The 19,301-nt window shown below is 71.9% G+C and carries 10 protein-coding genes; 8 read left to right on the top strand and 2 right to left on the bottom strand.

Annotation, left to right across the window (positions count from 1 at the left end; all coding sequences use genetic code 11):
- Positions 1 to 407: 407 nt before the first annotated feature.
- The 5 genes from OG904_RS06030 (at position 408) to OG904_RS06010 (ending at position 12,228) form a co-directional block, all read left to right on the top strand.
- On the top strand, positions 408 to 1,679 hold the full coding sequence (locus tag OG904_RS06030) for a diaminobutyrate--2-oxoglutarate transaminase family protein (protein WP_405497791.1): 1,272 nt from the start codon (positions 408 to 410) through the stop codon (positions 1,677 to 1,679).
- Between the two features lie 3,809 nt (positions 1,680 to 5,488).
- The gene (locus tag OG904_RS06025) at positions 5,489 to 7,471 is read left to right on the top strand and encodes an IucA/IucC family protein (protein ID WP_405497789.1); all 1,983 of its coding nucleotides are present in this window, start codon (positions 5,489 to 5,491) and stop codon (positions 7,469 to 7,471) included.
- 32 nt (positions 7,472 to 7,503) lie between these two features.
- Entirely contained in the window at positions 7,504 to 8,178 is a 675-nt protein-coding gene (locus OG904_RS06020) for a GNAT family N-acetyltransferase (protein ID WP_405488136.1), read from the top strand.
- A 299-nt stretch (positions 8,179 to 8,477) separates the two neighbouring features.
- Entirely contained in the window at positions 8,478 to 10,205 is a 1,728-nt protein-coding gene (locus OG904_RS06015; protein WP_405488134.1) for an IucA/IucC family protein, read from the top strand.
- A gap of 52 nt (positions 10,206 to 10,257) precedes the next feature.
- A complete protein-coding gene (locus OG904_RS06010) occupies positions 10,258 to 12,228 on the top strand; it encodes an ATP-dependent DNA helicase (protein ID WP_405488132.1) in 1,971 nt (656 codons plus the stop codon).
- 61 nt (positions 12,229 to 12,289) lie between these two features.
- On the opposite strand, the gene lexA is transcribed toward OG904_RS06010, so the two are convergent.
- Complete coding sequence (gene lexA, locus OG904_RS06005; RefSeq protein WP_214953278.1) at positions 12,290 to 13,081, bottom strand: transcriptional repressor LexA; 792 nt, start codon at positions 13,079 to 13,081, stop codon at positions 12,290 to 12,292.
- A 499-nt stretch (positions 13,082 to 13,580) separates the two neighbouring features.
- Between lexA and nrdR the strand changes: the two genes are divergently transcribed.
- The 3 genes from nrdR (at position 13,581) to OG904_RS05990 (ending at position 18,151) form a co-directional block, all read left to right on the top strand.
- Positions 13,581 to 14,093, top strand: coding sequence for a transcriptional regulator NrdR (nrdR, locus tag OG904_RS06000; protein WP_328301176.1), 513 nt, complete (start codon positions 13,581 to 13,583; stop codon positions 14,091 to 14,093).
- A 141-nt stretch (positions 14,094 to 14,234) separates the two neighbouring features.
- Positions 14,235 to 17,129 carry a vitamin B12-dependent ribonucleotide reductase gene (locus OG904_RS05995; protein WP_405488129.1) on the top strand — a complete coding sequence of 965 codons (2,895 nt, stop codon included), beginning with the start codon at positions 14,235 to 14,237 and terminating at the stop codon, positions 17,127 to 17,129.
- A 263-nt stretch (positions 17,130 to 17,392) separates the two neighbouring features.
- A complete protein-coding gene (locus OG904_RS05990; RefSeq protein ID WP_405488127.1) occupies positions 17,393 to 18,151 on the top strand; it encodes a class I SAM-dependent methyltransferase in 759 nt (252 codons plus the stop codon).
- 116 nt (positions 18,152 to 18,267) lie between these two features.
- Here OG904_RS05990 and OG904_RS05985 read toward each other — a convergent pair whose 3' ends face one another.
- Positions 18,268 to 19,227, bottom strand: coding sequence for a DUF1152 domain-containing protein (locus OG904_RS05985; RefSeq protein ID WP_405488125.1), 960 nt, complete (start codon positions 19,225 to 19,227; stop codon positions 18,268 to 18,270).
- Positions 19,228 to 19,301 lie beyond the last annotated feature (74 nt).

Here is a 19,301-nt window from a genome sequence, read left to right as displayed (position 1 = left end):
CCCCGGGCCGGGTCCCAACTCCTGGACGGTTCCGCACAGGCCCCTCACAGCCCGCCTCGCGGGCCTTCTCACCGCTCTCCTCACCGCTCTCCCAATCGCTCTCCCCGTCGCTCTCTCCATCGATCCCCCGTCCGTTTCCTCGCCCGCCTCCTCACGGGCAAGGATCTTGGGTCCACCCGTGATCCGCCGCCGTCACCGTCGTTGGTACGTACGGGGGATGGGGGAGCAGCGTTGGTGTTCGAAGCGCACTCCGGAAGAGCAACCGTGCGGGAGGAGCGACACTCGTGGCTTTGGCGGGCGAGCAGGCTACGGCCGTGGAACGCGTCCCACCACAGAGCAACCGGGCACCGGGGCCCGGGACTTCCGAGGAACCGGTTCCGCGACCGGGTGCGGCCCCGGGGGAGGGCATCCTGCGGCGGCAGGCGCAACGGGAGTCCGCCGCCCGGACGTACGCGCGCTCCCTGCCCATCGTCCCCGTACGCGCACGGGGATTGACCATCGAGGGCGCGGACGGGCGCCGCTACCTCGACTGCCTCTCCGGCGCCGGAACCCTCGCCCTCGGCCACAACCACCCGGTGGTACTCGAAGCCATCCGCGGGGTCCTCGACTCCGGGGCCCCGCTCCACGTCCTCGACCTCGCGACTCCGGTCAAGGACGCTTTCACCACCGAGCTGTTCGCCAGCCTGCCGGCGGGGCTGGCAGCGGACGCCCGCATCCAGTTCTGCGGGCCGGCCGGGACCGACGCCGTGGAAGCCGCGCTCACGCTTGTCCGCACCGCGACCGGGCGGTCGGGCATGCTCGCGTTCACCGGGGCCTACCACGGCATGACGGCGGGAGCGCTGGCCGTCTCGGGCGGGGCGCCGGACGTACGGGTGACCCGGCTGCCGTATCCGCAGGACTACCGCTGCCCGTTCGGGGTCGGCGGGCCCGAGGGCGCGGAGCTCTCGGACCGCTGGACGCGGAACCTGCTGGACGATCCCAAGAGCGGGGTCGCCGCGCCCGCCGGGATGATCGTCGAACCGGTCCAGGGCGAGGGCGGCGTCCACCCCGCCCCGGACGCCTGGCTGCGCGGGATGCGGGAGCTCACGGCGGCGCGGGGGATCCCGCTGATCGCCGACGAGGTCCAGACGGGGGTCGGGCGGACCGGGGCCTTCTGGGGCGTCGACCACGCGGGGGTCGTACCCGACGTGATGGTGCTGTCCAAGGCCATCGGGGGCAGCCTGCCGCTCGCGGTGATCGTGTACCGGGCGGAGCTGGACCGGTGGACCCCCGGGGCCCACGCCGGCACCTTCCGCGGCAACCAGCTGGCCATGGCGGCGGGCACCGCGACACTGGCGTACGTACGGGAGAACGGCCTCGCGGAGCGTGCGGGGACCCTGGGCGCGCGGATGCTCACCGCCCTGCGCGGGCTGATGCCCGCCCACGCGTGCGTGGGGGACGTACGGGGCCGCGGCCTGATGATCGGCGTCGAACTGATCGACCCCGACTCCGGGGCGGCCGCGCCCGAGCTCGCGGTGGCCGTCCGCGAGGCCTGCCTGGACCGCGGCCTGATCGTCGAACTCGGAGGCCGCCGTTCCAGCGTCGTGCGCCTCCTTCCCCCGCTGACCCTGACCGACGAACAGGCCGCGGCCGTCCTCGACCGCCTCGCCGACGCCATCCCCGCCGCCTCCCGCCGCTAAGGACCCCGATGCCCAACCCCACCCACCCCACCCCCACCTCCCCACCCACGGGTCCGCTCCCCCCAACACCCCCACCGACGGGGCCCACGACGCCGCTGCCCTTGACGGGTGGGTCCGGGGCGCCGTTGCCACCGCGGAGTGGGTCCGGCGAGCCGTTGCCCCCGCCGACCGTGCCCGCCGAGCTGCTGCCTTTGGCGGATGGGCCCGCTGCGCTGCTGCCGCCGCTGAGTGGGTCCGCCGTGCTGCTGCCCTTGGTGGGTGGGTCCGCCGCGCCGTTGCCCCCGCTGAGCGGGTCCGCCGCGTCGCTGCCCTTGGCGGGTGTGTCCGGGGCGTCGTTGCCGCCGCCCACCGTGCCCGCCGCACCGTTGCCCTTGGTGGGTGGGTCGGGGGCGCTGCCCCCGCTGAGCGGGTCTGTTGCGCCGTTGCCTCAGGTGAGCGTGTTCGCCGCGCCGTTGCCCTTGGCGGGTGGGTCCGGGGCGCCGCTGCCTCCACTGAGCGGGTCCACCGTGCCGTTGCTCCTGGCGAGTGGGTCCGAGGCGCTCGCCCCGCCGAGCACGTCTGTCGTGCCCTTGCCCCCGACCGCGGGGTCTCCGCCGCCTGCCTCTCCGGGTGGTCCGGTGCCGCCCGTACAGACGATCTCCGCGGGTGGTGCCGTGCCTGTTATGGCTCATGTACCTCTGGTGGCGTCGCCGGTCTCAGCCGGTGGTCCCGTGCCCCTGGGGCCTCTGGTGGCGTCACCGGTCTCGCCGGGTGGGCCCGTGCCTCCCGGGCCTCTTGTGCCGCTGACGGTCTCGGCGGGTGTGCCCGGGTTGCCCCTGCCGGTGGTCGACGGCTCCCCTTCGACGCCGCCGGTCCCGGCCCTCGGTACTCCGCCCGCTGCGGAGCCCGAGCCAGCCCGACCCGCAGCCACCCCGACGCCGGGGACCGGCGCCTACCCACTGCAGTCGGGTTCCGGCTCGGCCGCCGAGCCCACCGCAGCAACGGCGCCCATCCCCGCCTCGGCCACCCCGCCACTGCCGTCGGCCGCCGCTACTCCTCTGCCCGTGGAGTCCCCATCGGCTCACCCCTCGGACCCAGAGCCCGGCGCCGGGGCCGGTCCCGCCTCCGCTCCAGATACCTGGCCCGCTCCCACGCCTGGCCCCGGGCCCGTTCTTGGTCCAGCCATCGGGCTCGGTCCCGGTCCCGGTTTTGGCTTTAGTCCCGGGTCTGGCCCCCGGCCTGAGTCCGGTCCCGGGCCCGGTTCTGGTGCCTGGTCCGGTCCAGAGTCCGGTCCCGGTCCCGTCTCTGCTCCGTGGTCCGAGTCTGGGCCCGGACCCGGGCCTGGGCTTGCCTCCTGGTCGGAGTCCGGGTCTGGTCCTGGGCCCGAGCTCGCTTCCCGGTCGGAGTCTGGGTCTGTTCCCCGGCCCGAGCTCGCCTCCTGGTCGGAGTCCGGGTCTGGTTCCGAGTCTGGGTCTGGTCCTGGGCCCGAGCTCGCTTCCCGGTCGGAGTCTGGGTCTGTTCCCTGGCCCGAGCTCGCCTCCTGGTCGGAGTCCGGGTCTGGTCCCGAGTCTGGGTCTGGTCCTGGGCCCGAGCTCGCTCTCCGGTCCGAGTCTGGGTCTGTTCCCCGGCCCGAGCTCGCTTCCCGGTCTGAGTCCGGATCTGGTCCCGGGTCCACTTCCCGGTCCGAGTCGGGCTCTGTTCCCTGGCCCGCGCCCGCGCCCGCGCCCGCTGCCCGGCCGGAGCCCGCGCCCGCATCCCGGTCCGGTGGCGGGCCAGGTTCCGGTTCACACGCCAGGCTCCGCACAGGCGTCTCCGCCGACTCTCCGCTGCTGTCCGCTCCCGACGCGGCTGCCCTCCCCGCAGGGCTCTCCGCAGGCTCTCCGTCGATGCCGCTCCCCTCTCCCGGCGCGCCTGAGGCACTCCCGTCGGCGCCCACCGGCCTGCCGCCGACGCAGACACAGGCGCCGACGGAGCTCGGCGTCGCACGGGTGGCAGGAGCCGATCCAGTACCGCCGCCGGCCAACTCGCAGACCGCCGCCCCCGGCTTGGCATCCGCCGCTGGGACAGGGCACTCCCGCTCCGCTCTGCCCGCGCCCCACGGAGCCTCGGCGTCCGCTTCCGAGGCTCAACCGGTGTCACCGGCCTCTGCCCCCGGCGGGCTGCCCACCGCCCAGCCTGAGGCTGCCCCGGGGCCCCTGCCCGACGCCACGAGGACGCCATCGATGACACCCGGCTTCCAGGCATGGCCCGTTGCCGGAGGCGCCCCCGCGTCACCGCACGCTGCTCCACCCTTCACCCTCGGCGCCGTGCCGATGCCTCCTTCGGAGGGCTGGCCCCTGCCGTCCGCGCAAACCCTGCCGACCCCCACCGGGTTCTTGCAGATGTGGCCTTGGGAGCCCTCCGACACCGGGACCACGGCTTCCCGCCTACGCCCGGACCCCTCCACCACGGCCGGATCCTCCTCGACCGGCCAAGCGGCGCTGCCGTCCACGCCGACCTCCTTGGTCTCCGCCCCCAAGGCGACGGCCGGCCCTCCCCGGCCCACCACCTCCATGCCTTCCGACGGCAGGCCCGTACCCGCGACGGCAGTACGGCCGCCGACCCCCGGCGGCCCAACTCACCCCCTGCCGCCCACCCCCGGGGGCGTCGGACCTTCGCCTGCTGTGGCCGTGCCACGGTCGCTTCCCGCTGCGGGGGACGCTCCCTACGCGGCCGGCGGGGCCCGAACAGGTGGCACCGGGTGGCCGCCCCTGGCCGGTGCCACACCTCACCCCCTGCCGTCCGCCCCCTCAAACAGCGGCTTTTCGCCCTCTGGCACCGCGTGGCCGCCGCTGGCCGATGCCATGCCTCAGCCCCTGCGGCCCACCCCCTCGGGGCCCTCGGACGGCGGCGCTTCGCCCTCCGGCTTCGCGTGCCCGCCGCTGGCCGGTGCCACGCCTCAGCCTCCGCCGTCTGCCCCCTCCGGGCCTTCGGGTGTCGGGTCTTCGCTTGTTGGGCCCGCGTCGCGGTCGCTTCCCGGTGCGGGGGACGCCTCCTATGTGGCTGGTGGGGCCCCGGCTGGTGGCACCGCGTGGCCGTCCCTGGCCGGTGCCACGCCTCAGCCTCTGCCGTCCCCCGCCTCCGGGCCCTTGGACGGCGGGCCCGAGGCGCCAGTGGGTCCGGGTGCGGAGGAACGGTCCCTGGAGGTTGCCGGGGCGGCCGGTCCGGCCCGCACGGCAGGCTCTGGCGTGGGAGCGGACGCCGTCCCCAGTGAGGCGGAGCGGTCCGGGTGGCACGCGGCGGAGGGCAGGGTATCGAGGCCCGGCTCCCATGTGTCCGGCTCCGGTCCAGCCTCCCCGGCACCGCCCAACCCAGAGGCTCCGGTGGTTCCGGCCGGGCCGAACTCGGCAGGTCGGGGCACGACGGTGCCGGCCGGGCCGAACTCGACCGGTACGGGCGCGGGCGTTCCGGCTGGGCCGACCTTGGCCGGTCCGGGCACGGGTGTTCCGGCTGGGCCGACCTTGGCCGGTCCGGACGCAGGTGTTCCGTACGGGCCGAATTTGGCCGGTCCAAGGGCAGGCGTTCCGGATGGGCCGAACCCGGAAGGCCGGGGCACGGCGGTTCCGGGCGAGCCGAACTCGGCGGGTACGGGAGCTGGTGTTCCGGACGGGCCGTACTCGGACGGTCCGGGCGCGGGTGTTCCGGCCGGGCCGACCTCGGCAGGGCTGCCCGGGGCAACCTCGGCGCAGGCCGTGCCTGGGGGGCTGCCCGGGGCTCTTCCCGGGCAGGCGGCCGTGCCCGGGGGGCTGTACGCGGCTCTTCCCGCGGTCTCCGGTGCCACCGGGGTGTCCATGTCCGGCGAGGACGCCGCGGCCCCGCGGAGCCGTGGCTCCGAACCGCCGGAGCCCGGCGACACCGCACCGTCGGAGCGGGCCGAAGCTTCCGCGTCACCGGCAGGGGAGACGCGTGGCTCCGCCGGTCCCGCCGGAGCCCTGCCGGGCATGCCGGGCGCGGGCATGCCGTGGGCGGCGACCGAGCCGCAGCTCGCCGCCGAGGCCGCCGCGACCGTGCCACGGCAGAAGGACGGCACCAGACCCCGGGCGGGCGCGGCCGACCCGCTGGACCACCCCGACCCCCACATCGCCGCCGAGGCCGCCTCGGTGGAGAACCTGCTGCGGTGCTGGGTCCGCGAGACCGGACTCGGGCAGCCCACCGGGCCGGTCCTCCGCGTCCCCCTGCCCGCTTCCGGCACGGCCCTGCTCGTCGCCGTCCGGTACTGGTCCGCCGCCGGCTGGCACCGCTTCGGCCCGGCCCGGATCGAAGGCATCCCCGCGGACGCCCCCGCCGTGGACGCCGTCACGCTGGCCGCGCTGATCTCCAGGGAAGGCGATGCCGCCCGTGGCAGCGCCGACCTCGTCGGCCGGGTCGCCGACTCGGTGCACCGGACCACGGAGTTCATCACCGACCGCCGCCAACGCCCCTGCGTACCGGCCCCCGTCGCCGCGGACCGCTTCCTCACCGCCGAACAGTCCCTCCTCCTCGGTCACCCGCTGCACCCGACCCCGAAGAGCCGCGAAGGACTCTCCGAAGCCGAAGTGCGCCGCTACTCACCCGAACTCCACGGCTCCTTCCCCCTGCACTGGGTGGCGGTCGCACCCGCCGCACTCGCCTCCGACTCGGCCTGGACCGAACGCGGCCGCCCGGTCTCGGCCGCCCGGCTCCTGGCCCGCCTCGCCCCCGGTCTCCCCGTGCCCGACGGCGCCACCCTCCTTCCCCTTCACCCCTGGCAGGCCCGCGACCTGCTCCAGCGCCCCGCGGTCACCGCCCTCCGCGACGCGGGACTCCTGCACGACCTGGGCCCGTACGGCGAGCCCTGGTACCCGACCTCCTCCATCCGCACCGTCCACCGGCCCGGCGCCCCCGCGATGCTCAAGCTGTCGCTGGGCCTGCGCATCACCAACTCCCGCCGCGAGAACCTCCGCAAGGAACTCCACCGCGGCATCGAGGTGCACCGGCTGCTCCGCACCGGCCTCGCCGACCAGTGGCAGGCGGCCCACCCCGGCTTCGACATCGTCCGCGACCCCGCCTGGGTCGCCGTGGACGCCCCGGACGGCACCCCCGTCCCCGGACTCGACGTCCTGCTCCGGCACAACCCCTTCCGTCCGGGCGACGACGCCCTCTGCATCGCCGCACTCACCGCACCCCGCCCGTGGCCCGGACGGACCACCATGAGCTCCCGGCTCGTGGAGACCGTCTCGCGCCTCGCCGCCACCACCGGGCGGACGACCTCCGCCGTCGCCGCCGAGTGGTTCCTGCGCTACCTCGAACACGTCGTCCTGCCGGTCCTCGCCTTCGACGCGCTCGCCGGCATCGCCCTCGAAGCGCACCAGCAGAACACGCTGGTCCTCCTCGACCCGGCCGGCTGGCCGGTCGGCGGCCGCTACCGCGACAACCAGGGCTACTACTTCCGCGCCTCCCGCCGCGCGGAACTGGAACGCCGCCTCCCCGGTATCGGCACCACCAGCGACACCTTCGTCCCCGACGCCGTCACCGACGAACGCTTCGCCTACTACCTCGGCATCAACAACGTGCTCGGTCTCATCGGAGCCTTCGGATCCCAGGGGCTCGCCGACGAGCGTGTCCTGCTCGCCGCCTTCCGCCGCTTCCTCGGCAAGACCAGGGGCCTCGGCCCGCTCCCCGAGCTGCTGCTCGACTCGCCCACCCTGCGCTGCAAGGCGAATCTGCTCACCCGCCTGGGCGGCCTCGACGAGCTCGTCGGCCCCGTCGACACCCAGTCCGTCTACGTCACCATCTCCAACCCCCTCCACGATTGACGCATCAGCACCGATACGGAGACGAACCCCCGATGCCCTCCACCGACCTCCACACCGAGGCACCCCGTCACACCGGGGCACCCCGCACCGTCGCACCGAGGCTCAGCGCCGAGTCGCTGCCCCTGCTCGCCGAAGCGGACCTCCTCGACTCCCCGGCAGGCTGGGGCGGCATCACCACAAGGGCCGGGGTCCTGCGCCTCGAACCCGTACGGCTCGACCGCGACCTGGAGCTGCTCACCGGCTGGATGAACGACCTGGACGTGGAGGCCTATTGGGAACTCGCCGGCCCCGCCACCGTCACCGCCGCCCACGTGCGGGCACAGCTGGACGGGGACAGCCACAGCATCCCGTGCCTCGGCCTCCTCGACGGCGCACCGATGAGCTACTGGGAGATCTATCGGGCCGACCTCGACCCGCTCTCCGCGTACTACCCGGCGCGTCCCCACGACACGGGTATCCACCTGCTCATCGGAGACGGCACGAACCGGGGCCGAGGTCTGGGCACCGCGCTCCTGCGCGCCGTCGCCGACCTGGTGCTCGACAACCGTCCCCGCTGCATGCGCGTCGTCGCCGAACCGGACATCCGCAACACCCCCTCCGTATCAGCCTTCCTGAACTCCGGCTTCCGCTGCTCCACCGAGATCGACCTGCCCGGCAAGCGCGCCGCCCTGATGATCCGCGAGCGGGCGCTGCGCAACCTCCTCTGAGCACCGTCCCCTGCCCCTGCCCCTGCCCCTGCCTCCATCTCAACCCCCGCCTCCACCTCCACCGCGACCCCCACCGCGACCGCCACCGCGACCTCCACACCTCTCACTTCGAAAACTCTGCGTCACACAGCAAAGTTCCCGATCTTCGAGGAGTCCCGTGCAGAATTTCTCCGCAACCCCCGGCTCCCCAGGCCCGCACTTCCCGGACACCGCACCGCCGTCCCCCCCAGCACCCGTGCACCCCGCCCGAACTGAACCGCCCGACCTGGGATTTCGCCGCCCGTCGCCTGCTCGCCAAGATGCTCGGAGAGTTCGCGTACGAGGAGATCATCAGCCCGGTTCCCGCCCCGGCCGCCTCCGGCGACGCCTGGACGCTGACCCTCGACGACGGCAGCAGCCTCGGCTTCCGGGCCCGTCGCCGCGCGTACGGCAGCTGGCACGTCAGACCCGACACTATGACCCTCACCCCGCCGCCCGCCTCGAGCGAGCCCCCGACCGCCTTCGGGGACCCGTACGCCTTCCTCATCCGAACCCGTACCCTCCTCGGCATCGACGGCGCGACCCTCGGCCACCTGGTCCGCGAGCTCAGCGCCACCCTCGCCGCCGACGCGCGCATCGACCACACCGCGCTCACCGCCGACGTCCTCGCCGACCTCGATTACGCCGCCCTCGAAGGCCACCAGACCGGCCATCCCTGGCTCGTCCTCAACAAGGGCAGGATCGGGCTCTCCGCCTCCGACACCGCCGCCTGGGCGCCCGAGGCCCGGACAGGACAGCGCCTGCCCTGGCTGGCCGCCCACACCTCCCTCGCGCACTACCGGGGCACCGCAGGTCTGGAGGACCCCGCCCGCCTCTACTCCGCCGAGCTCGACCCCGTCACCCGCGACGTCTTCGACCGGACCCTGCGCGACCGGGGCCTCGACCCGCTCGGCTACCTCTACCTCCCCGTCCATCCCTGGCAATGGGACGAGGTCCTGCTGCCCCTCTTCGCCCCGGCCCTCGCCGCCGGCACCCTGGTCCCGCTCCCCGCCGACCCCGACCTCCGCCTCCCCCAGCAGTCGATCCGCACCTTCCTCAACCTCACCCGCCCCGACCGCCACAGCGTCAAGCTGCCGCTCTCCGTCTTCAACACCATGGTCTGGCGCGGGCTGCCCTCCGACCTGGCCCTCGCGGCGCCCGCCGTCACCGCCTGGATCCGCTCGCTCCGCGACGGCGACCCCTTCCTCCGGGAGGAGTGCGGGGTGATCCTGCTCGGCGAGGTCGCCTCCGTCACGGTCCGCCATCCCGTCTACGACGCGCTCCCCGAAGTCCCGTACCAGTACAAGGAGCTCCTCGGCGCGATCTGGCGCGAGCCGCTGGCCGGCCACCTCGCTCCCGGCGAGCGCGCCCGCACCCTCGCCTCGCTGCTGCACACCGATCCCCGCGGGCGCTCCTTCACCGCCGAGCTCGTCGCCCGTTCCGGCCTGGCCCCCAGCGTCTGGCTCCAGCGCCTGTTCGGGGCCCTGCTGCCCCCGCTGCTCCACTTCCTCTACCGCTACGGCACCGTTTTCTCCCCGCACGGCGAGAACGCCGTCGTGATCTTCGACGAGCACGACGTCCCGGTCCGGCTCGCGGTGAAGGACTTCGTGGACGACGTCAACATCAGCGCCGAGCCGCTGCCCGAGCTGGCCACCATGCCCGACGAGGTCCGCGCGGTGCTGCTGACCGAGCCCGCCGGGTTCCTGCCGCAGTTCATCCACTCCGGACTGTTCGTGGGAGTCTTCCGCTACCTCTCCGCCCTCTGCGAGGACCGGCTCGGGGTCCCGGAGGAGGCGTTCTGGTCCCTGGTACGGGCGGAGATCCTGCGCCACCAGGCACGCTTCCCGGAGCTCAAGGAGCGCTACGAGCTCTTCGACCTGCTCGGCGAACGCATCGGGAGGCTCTGCCTCAACCGGAACCGGCTCTACGCGGACGGCTACCGCGACCGGCCCGACCGCCCGCACGCCGTACTGCACGGCACCGTGCCCAACCCTCTGTACCGCTCGTGAGCGGTCGCCGGTGCGGTCACTGTCGGTGGCGCCCCGTAGGGTTGGTACTGCTATGACGAAGCCCTCCCTCCCCGACCTGCTGCACGCCGCCGTCTCCGCCGTCGGCGGCACGGAGCGTCCCGGCCAGGTGGCCATGGCCGAAGCCGTCGCCGAAGCGATCGACGACAACTCCCACCGCCTGATCCAGGCGGGCACCGGCACCGGTAAGTCCCTGGGCTACCTGGTGCCGGCCCTCGCACACGGCGAGCGCGTGGTCGTGGCCACGGCCACGCTGGCCCTCCAGCGCCAGCTCGTCGAGCGCGACCTGCCCCGGACGGTGGAGGCGCTGCATCCGCAGCTCCGCCGCCGCCCGCAGTTCGCCATGCTCAAGGGCCGCTCCAACTACCTGTGCCTGCACCGTCTGCACGAGGGTGCCCCGCAGGACGAGGAGGAGGGACTCTTCGACCAGTTCGAGGCGGCGGCGCCCACCAGCAAGCTGGGTCAGGACCTGCTGCGGCTGCGCGACTGGGCGGACGAGACCGAGACCGGTGACCGCGACGACCTGACCCCGGGCGTCTCCGACAAGGCCTGGTCGCAGATCTCCGTCTCCTCCCGCGAATGCCTGGGCGCGACGAAGTGCGCGTACGGGGCCGAGTGCTTCGCGGAAGCCGCACGCGAGCGTGCCAAGCTCGCGGACGTGGTCGTCACCAACCACGCGCTCCTCGCCATCGACGCCATCGAGGGCGCCCCGGTGCTCCCGCAGCACGAGGTGCTGATCGTCGACGAGGCCCACGAGCTGGTCTCCCGGGTGACCGGGGTCGCCACCGGCGAGCTCACCCCCGGCCAGGTCAACCGTGCCGTGAAGCGGGCGGCCAAGCTGGTCGACGAGAAGACCGCGGACTCCCTGCAGACGGCGTCCGAGACCTTCGAGCGCGTCATGGAGCTGGCCCTCCCCGGCCGGCTGGAGGAGATCCCCGAGGACCTCGGCTACGCGCTGATGGCCCTGCGGGACGCCTCGCGCAACGTGATCTCGGCGATCGGCAACACCCGCGACAAGTCCGTCCACGACGAGGACGCCGTCCGCAAGCAGGCGCTCGCCGCGGTGGAGAGCGTGCACGGGGTGGCGGAGCGGATCATGATCGGCTCCGAGTACGACGTCGTCTGGTACGAACGCCACGACCGCTTCGGCGCCACGCTCCGGGTGGCCCCGCTGTCGGTGTCCGGCCTGCTGCGCGAGAAGCTGTTCGAGGACCGCTCGGTGGTCCTCACCTCCGCGACCCTCAAGCTCGGCGGCGATTTCAACGGCGTCGCCGCGTCGATGGGCCTGTCCCCCGAGGGCGTCGAAGGGGACGACGTACCGCAGTGGAAGGGCCTGGACGTCGGATCGCCGTTCGACTATCCCAAGCAGGGCATCCTCTACGTCGCCAAGCACCTGGCCACCCCGGGCCGGGAGGGCACCCGCGGCGACATGATGGACGAGCTCGCCGAGCTGATCGAAGCGGCCGGCGGCCGCACCCTCGGACTGTTCTCCTCCATGCGCGGCGCGAAGGCGGCCGCCGAGGAGCTGCGCGGCCGGCTCGACAACCCGATCCTGCTCCAGGGCGAGGAGACGCTGGGCGAGCTGATCAAGAACTTCGCGGCCGATCCGAAGACCTGTCTCTTCGGCACCCTGTCGCTGTGGCAGGGCGTGGACGTGCCCGGGCCCAGCTGCCAGCTGGTGGTCATGGACCGCATCCCGTTCCCGCGCCCCGACGATCCGCTGATGAGCGCCCGGCAGAAGTCGGTCGAGGAGCGCGGCGGCAACGGCTTCATGTCCGTCGCGGCGACGCACGCGGCGCTGCTGATGGCCCAGGGCGCGGGCCGGCTCGTACGGGCAACCGGTGACAAGGGTGTGGTCGCGGTACTGGACCCCCGGCTGGCCACGGCCCGGTACGGGAGCTTCCTGCGGGCCACGCTGCCGGACTTCTGGTACACCACGGACCGCAACCAGGCCCGCCGCTCGCTCGCCGCGATCGACGCCGCCGCCCAGGCCGAGGGCAAGTAGGCACTAAGCAGCTCCGGGACCGGCGCAGTAGGTCCCGGAGCTGGATGGTGGCGCGGGGGAGTCAGACCCGGCGCAGTACCGCGACGACCTTGCCGAGGATGGTGGCCTCGTCGCCGGGGATCGGCTGGTAGGCGGCGTTGTGCGGGAGCAGCCAGACATGGCCGTCCTCGCGCTTGAACCGCTTGACCGTGGCCTCGCCGTCGAGCATGGCGGCGACGATGTCGCCGTTCTCCGCGACGGGCTGGCGACGGACGGTGACCCAGTCGCCGTCACAGATCGCGGCCTCGATCATCGAGTCGCCGACGACCTTGAGGCAGAACAGCTCGCCGTCGCCGACCAGCTGGCGGGGGAGCGGGAACACGTCCTCCACCGACTCCTCGGCGAGGATCGGGCCACCGGCCGCGATCCGGCCGACCAGCGGTACGTACGAGGCCGCGGGCTTGCCCGTGGTGTCCGTGGGCTGCGAGCTGGGCTGGTCGGATCCGCGCACCTCGTACGCCCGGGGGCGGTGGGGGTCGCGGCGCAGGAAGCCCTTGCGCTCCAGGGCCATCAGCTGGTGCGCGACCGAAGACGTGCTCGACAGGCCGACCGCCTGGCCGATCTCCCGCATCGACGGCGGGTAGCCGCGCCGCTGCACCGAGTCGCGGATGACCTCGATGACCCTCCGCTGCCGGTCCGTGAGCCCGGAGCTGTCGGCGCGGATGCCTGGAGGCCGCCCTGGCAGCGAGCGTGCGGGGCGTACGGGTTCCGCTTCCGGGTTCAGGCTTGCGTCATTCATGGCATGCACCGGCTCGAGTCGGCTCTGGGAGCGGTTCTGGGCAGTGATGGTGGCACTGTCTGCGGTGGTGGTCACGTCGGCCCCTCTCGAAATGTTCTCCCTAGCTGGACAACGGTAGTTGCTTTCGAAAGGTTGCGCCAAACACACGTTCGAGTGAAAAATCGCAGATCATCCACCGTGGTCACATCGTGCGGTGTATGGGTGATCGATGGGCGACTGATGGACGACCGAAGGGCCATCCGGCCCGAACGCGGGTTCGGCTCCGGAGCCACTGCTTACGGTACCCTTTTGGGTCGGGTGGCTGTCGTCCGGGGCGTGCCCAGTGTGGCACCGCGAGGCCCCGTTCCCGGCCATCGGATGCCGCGACACGCGGAGTGCCGTAAATCCACCGCAACCCAAGATCTAGTGGTTGGATGAGCGCTGCCACCCAGAAGTTGTGGTCCTCGGTCCCCCGAGGTCTCCGACATCGCATATGCTGGTGGCTGCTTCACGAGCCCCCCGGAAGAGCTTCGACTCTGCCGTTCAGGGGTCTCGTGCGGCGTTTCAGTCGTGCCAAGAGGAGGGTGAGGGAACCATGCACTGCCCCTTCTGCAGGCACCCCGACAGCCGTGTCGTCGACAGTCGGACCACCGACGACGGCACGTCGATCCGCCGGCGCCGCCAGTGCCCCGACTGCTCCCGTCGCTTCACGACGGTGGAGACGGCCTCGCTGATGGTGATCAAGCGCAGCGGGGTGACCGAACCCTTCAGCCGTACCAAGGTCATCTCCGGCGTGCGCAAGGCGTGCCAGGGGCGGCCGGTCACCGAGGACGCCCTCGCCAAGCTCGGCCAGCGGGTCGAGGAGGCGTTGCGCGCCACCGGGAGCGCCGAGCTGACCACCCACGACGTGGGTCTGGCCATACTCGGTCCGCTGCAGGACCTCGACCTGGTCGCGTACCTCCGGTTCGCGTCCGTTTACAAGGCGTTCGACACACTCGAAGACTTCGAGACCGCCATCGCGGAACTCCGCGTGCCGCGGTCTCACCCCCAAGAGTGCGAGCCCGGTGGGACCGCTCCGGTCCCCGTGCCCGCCTCCGCCGCCGACTGACCGGACGGCCCGTATCGCGCTGCCACTCGCATCGCGGAGCGGCCGGTGAGCCAGGCGAAGAGACGTAGATACACGACACAGCACCGTGCCGCGGAATAGCGCTGGCACTTTCGGGCGTTTTGCCCGCATTGGGAGGACGGCATGACAGAGACGGCGAGCAGCTCGGCACGAGGTTCCCGCGCCAAGGGGACCAAGACTGCCAAGAGCGGCCTGCGTATCGAGCGCATCCACACCACCCCGGGCGTGCACCCGTACGACGAGGTGACCTGGGCGCGCCGTGACGTCGTCATGACCAACTGGCGCGACGGCTCGGTCAACTTCGAGCAGCGTGGCGTCGAGTTCCCCGACTTCTGGTCGGTGAACGCGGTCAACATCGTCACCAGCAAGTACTTCCGCGGCGCAGTCGGCACCCCGCAGCGCGAGACCGGTCTGAAGCAGCTCATCGACCGGATCGTGAAGACGTACACGAAGGCCGGCGAGGACTTCGACTACTTCACGTCGCCCGCCGACGCGGAGATCTTCGAGCACGAGCTGACGTACGCCCTCCTGCACCAGATCTTCAGCTTCAACTCGCCGGTGTGGTTCAACGTCGGCACGCCCCAGCCGCAGCAGGTCTCCGCCTGCTTCATCCTGGCCGTCGACGACTCCATGGAGTCGATCCTCGACTGGTACAAGGAAGAGGGCATGATCTTCAAGGGCGGCTCCGGCGCCGGCCTGAACCTCTCCCGCATCCGCTCCTCCAAGGAGCTCCTCTCCTCCGGCGGCAACGCCTCCGGCCCGGTCTCCTTCATGCGCGGCGCGGACGCGTCCGCCGGAACGATCAAGTCGGGCGGCGCCACCCGCCGTGCGGCCAAGATGGTCGTCCTGGACGTGGACCACCCGGACGTCGAGGACTTCATCGCGACCAAGGTGAAGGAAGAGGAGAAGATCCGCGCGCTGCGCGACGCGGGCTTCGACATGGACCTGGGCGGGGACGACATCACGTCGGTCCAGTACCAGAACGCCAACAACTCCGTCCGCGTGAACGACGAGTTCATGACGGCCGTCGAGAACGGCACCGAGTTCGGCCTGCGCGCCCGCATGACCGGCGAGGTCATCGAGATGGTCGACGCCAAGTCGCTCTTCCGCAAGCTCGCCGAGGCCGCGTGGGCCTGCGCCGACCCGGGCATCCAGTACGACGGTGTGATCAACAACTGGCACACCTGCCCCGAGTCCGGCCGCATCACCGCGTCCAACCCGTGCAGCGAGTACATGCACCTGGACAACACGTCCTGCAACCTCGCCTCGCTGAACCTGATGAAGTTCCTCGACGACGACGGCAAGGGCAACCAGTCCTTCGACGCCGAGCGCTTCGCGAAGGTCGTCGAGCTGGTCATCACCGCGATGGACATCTCCATCTGCTTCGCGGACTTCCCGACGCAGAAGATCGGCGAGAACACCCGCGCCTTCCGCCAGCTGGGCATCGGCTACGCCAACCTCGGCGCCCTGCTGATGGCCACCGGCCACGCGTACGACTCCGACGGCGGCCGCACCCTCGCCGCCTCGATCACCTCGCTGATGACCGGCACCGCGTACAAGCGCTCCGCCGAGCTGGCCGCGATCGTCGGCCCGTACGACGGCTACGCCCGCAACGCCGAGTCGCACAAGCGCGTCATGAAGCAGCACGCCGACGCCAACGCCGTCGCGCCGCGCACCGAGGACCTGGACAACATCATCTGGGCCGCGGCCACCGAGGCCTGGCAGGACGTGATCCGGCTCGGCGAGAAGAACGGCTTCCGCAACTCGCAGGCCTCCGTCCTCGCGCCGACCGGCACCATCGGTCTCGCGATGTCCTGCGACACCACCGGTGTCGAGCCGGACCTGGCCCTGGTCAAGTTCAAGAAGCTCGTCGGCGGCGGCTCGATGCAGATCGTCAACGGCACCGTTCCGCAGGCCCTGCGCCGCATGGGCTACCAGGAAGAGCAGATCGAGGCGATCGTCGCCCACATCGCCGAGCACGGCGTGGTCGTCGACGCCCCGGGCCTGAAGCAGGAGCACTACTCGGTCTTCGACTGCGCGATGGGCGAGCGTGCCATCTCCGCGATGGGCCACGTCCGCATGATGGCGGCGATCCAGCCCTGGATCTCCGGCGCGATCTCCAAGACGGTCAACATGCCGGAGACGGCCACCGTCGAAGAGATCGAGGAGATCTACTTCGAGGCGTGGAAGCTGGGCGTCAAGGCGCTCGCGATCTACCGCGACAACTGCAAGGTCGGCCAGCCCCTCTCCGCGAAGAAGAAGGAAGAGGAGAAGGAGGAGGTCACCGCCAAGGCGGAGGACACCATCCGGACGGCCGTCGAGAAGGTCATCGAGTACCGCCCGGTCCGCAAGCGCCTCCCGAAGGGCCGCCCGGGGATCACCACCTCCTTCACGGTCGGTGGCGCCGAGGGCTACATGACCGCGAACTCCTACCCGGACGACGGTCTCGGTGAGGTCTTCCTGAAGATGTCCAAGCAGGGTTCGACCCTCGCGGGCATGATGGACGCCTTCTCGATCGCCGTCTCGGTCGGTCTGCAGTACGGCGTCCCGCTGGAGACGTACGTCGCGAAGTTCACGAACATGCGCTTCGAGCCGGCCGGTATGACGGATGACCCGGACGTGCGGATGGCGCAGTCGATCGTCGACTACATCTTCCGTCGCGTGGCGCTCGACTTCCTGCCCTTCGAGACCCGCTCGGCCCTCGGCATCCACTCCGCCGAGGAGCGTCAGCGTCACCTGGACACCGGTTCCTACGAGCCCCTCGACGAGGAGCTCGACACCGAGTCCCTGACCCAGTCGGCCCCGCCGGTCGCGGTCCCGGTCATCCCGGTCCCGAAGCCGGTCGCGCTCGCCCCGGTCCCGGCCCCCAAGACGGCGCACTCCAACGCCGAACTGGTCGAGATGCAGCTCGGCGTCTCCGCCGACGCCCCGCTCTGCTTCTCCTGCGGTACGAAGATGCAGCGTGCCGGTTCCTGCTACATCTGCGAGGGCTGCGGCTCCACCAGCGGCTGCAGCTGAAACCAGGCGGAATTGCGTTGGATGCAACATCCGATGTAGCCCGAGCGCGTAGCTGACCAGCGGTTTTACGAAGGGGACCGGCCTCGGCCGGTCCCCTTCGGCGTGCCCGGAGCCCGTACGCCCGCCGTACGGGAGGCCGGGCGGGGGTCCGGATCTTCGTGTGTTCTGCCAGTACGGGCGGCTGTCGTGATCGGGCAAGACTGCCAACGGAGGCCGACGCGCACCTCGGTGACGGGGGCTCAGGCCGAGGCATGTCACATCGCATGGGGGAGAGAACCGTGAGCACGCAGCAGCAGTACGACGAGATCGGTGAGGCGTTCGAGGGCTTCAAGGGCCTGCCCATGGTGAAGTACGGGGAGGTGCCCAGCTTCCTCGCCATGGTCGGGGACGTGCGCGGCAAGTCGGTCCTCGACCTGGCGTCCGGCACCGGCTTCTACAGCAGGGAGTTCAAGCGGCGCGGCGCCGCGGAGGTGCTCGGTGTCGAGATCTCCGGTGAAATGGTCAACGTGGCACGGGCGCTGGAGGAGCGCGATCCGCTGGGCGTGCGCTACGAGGTGGGCGATGTGGCCGGACTGCGGCCTCTCGGGAAGCGCTTCGACGTCGCGGTGGCGGTACAGCTGCTCAACTACGCGGAGGACATCGCCGCCATCGAGCGGATGTGCCGTAACGTGCACCGGAACCTGGCGCCCGGCGCCGAGTTCTTCCTGTTCAACCAGTCACCCGACTACGACTTCGACGGGCCTTCCCTGGCCAAGTACGGCTTCGTCACCGAGCTGACCGGCGAAGAGGTCGAGGCCGGACAGCGCGTGCGGACCACGGCGCTGCTCGACCCGCCGGTCTCGATCTTCGGCATCTTCCCGCGCCGCGAGGTCTACGAGAACTGCCTGCGTGCGGCCGGCTTCAGCGAGCTGACCTGGGTCCCGGTGGAGGTGTCCGAGGCCGGTGTGAAGGAATTCGGCGAGGCCTACTGGGCGGACGCCCTCGGCAACCCGCCGCTGACGATGCTGCGCTGCCGCGCCTGAGGGACGGTCTGAGGGACGGTCTGAGGGACGGCCTGAGGGACGGCCTGAGGGACGGCCTGAGGGACGGCCGGACGAACGAGCGGGGGCCGGGTGTCATGCCGGTCCCCGCCTCCGTTTCAGTGCGGGAAGGTCCGGGCCGGGCGGGTGATCACTTCGTCGCGGAAGACCGCGATCGCGGAGCTCACCTGACGCATCAGGTGCGTGTTCTCGATCCGGTCCAGGTACAGGCAGCGGGCGGCCAGGCCGGTCAGCTCGAAGGCGAAGCACAGCGACATCAGCGGGTTCACGAACAGCTCGCTGTTCCGGGTGCGCGTGGTGAACCGGACGTCGCCGAAGGAGCCGCGCACGGCCGCCGCGATCGAGCCGTTCACGATGCTCGGATGGTCCGGAGTGCGGTCCTGGGCGTGGGCCACGGCATCGATGTACAGCGCACCCTCACGGGTGGAGCGGGGCACCGAGAACGCGCCGAGGTAGGCCCCGTCGCGCTCCAGCGCCGCGATGTTCTCGAGCACCAGCGCATGGCTCACCCCGTGGTAGGCGTCCACGCCGAAACCGACCGAGACGACGAGGCGCTCGGGTACGTCGTCCAGCGCGGCCAGCGCCGCCACGCTGGTCAGGTCCTCCTCGGGCGTGCCCAGTCCGGCTTCGTCACCCCGCATCAGGATGTCGGTGCCCCCGTCGACCAGGACCACCGCGTCGATGCGGTGCAGGTCGATCAGCGCCCGGTAGGCGGCCCGCAGCGGTTGCACTCCGACCGGCGGGAAGGCGTACACCGTGGACGGGTACCCGTGCAGCTTGAGCCACTGGGCCAGGGTCCGCTCCGGGAAGTACGTCTGGTGCGGCGCGGAGTCGGGGGTGACGGCGGCGAGGTCCGGGGCCGCCCAGTCGTCCGCCGGGAGGCCTTCGAGCGCGCTGAAGGAGAGGTTCGCCAGCGTGACCTCCTTGCCCTGGTGCAGGAGGGAGAGGGCGATCGGGAGGCCGGAGTAGATGTCGAAGCCGCCGCCGGCGCCGGCGACGAGGATCCGCTCGGCCGAAGCCAGGCGGGTGAAGAGCGGGTTGGTGTGCAGGGCGGCCATGATGACCATTGTGCGGGGCGCCACGACAGGGCGCCCCGGAATATCGCGGTGCGTCGAGCGGGGGAGCCATGGGA

The sequence above is a fragment of the Streptomyces sp. NBC_00096 genome (assembly GCF_045041305.1).
Lineage (GTDB): Bacteria > Actinomycetota > Actinomycetes > Streptomycetales > Streptomycetaceae > Streptomyces.
This window is presented reverse-complemented; position numbering and strand designations above follow the sequence as displayed.

Coding starts and splice junctions, on each gene's coding strand:
- OG904_RS06025 (WP_405497789.1), top strand. CDS start 5,489: ATGTCCGGCGAGGACGCCGCGGCCCCGCGGAGCCGTGGCTCCGAACCG.
- OG904_RS06020 (WP_405488136.1), top strand. CDS start 7,504: ATGCCCTCCACCGACCTCCACACCGAGGCACCCCGTCACACCGGGGCA.
- OG904_RS06015 (WP_405488134.1), top strand. CDS start 8,478: ATGCTCGGAGAGTTCGCGTACGAGGAGATCATCAGCCCGGTTCCCGCC.
- OG904_RS06010 (WP_405488132.1), top strand. CDS start 10,258: ATGACGAAGCCCTCCCTCCCCGACCTGCTGCACGCCGCCGTCTCCGCC.
- nrdR (WP_328301176.1), top strand. CDS start 13,581: ATGCACTGCCCCTTCTGCAGGCACCCCGACAGCCGTGTCGTCGACAGT.
- OG904_RS05995 (WP_405488129.1), top strand. CDS start 14,235: ATGACAGAGACGGCGAGCAGCTCGGCACGAGGTTCCCGCGCCAAGGGG.
- OG904_RS05990 (WP_405488127.1), top strand. CDS start 17,393: ATGGGGGAGAGAACCGTGAGCACGCAGCAGCAGTACGACGAGATCGGT.
- OG904_RS05985 (WP_405488125.1), bottom strand. CDS start 19,227: ATGGCCGCCCTGCACACCAACCCGCTCTTCACCCGCCTGGCTTCGGCC.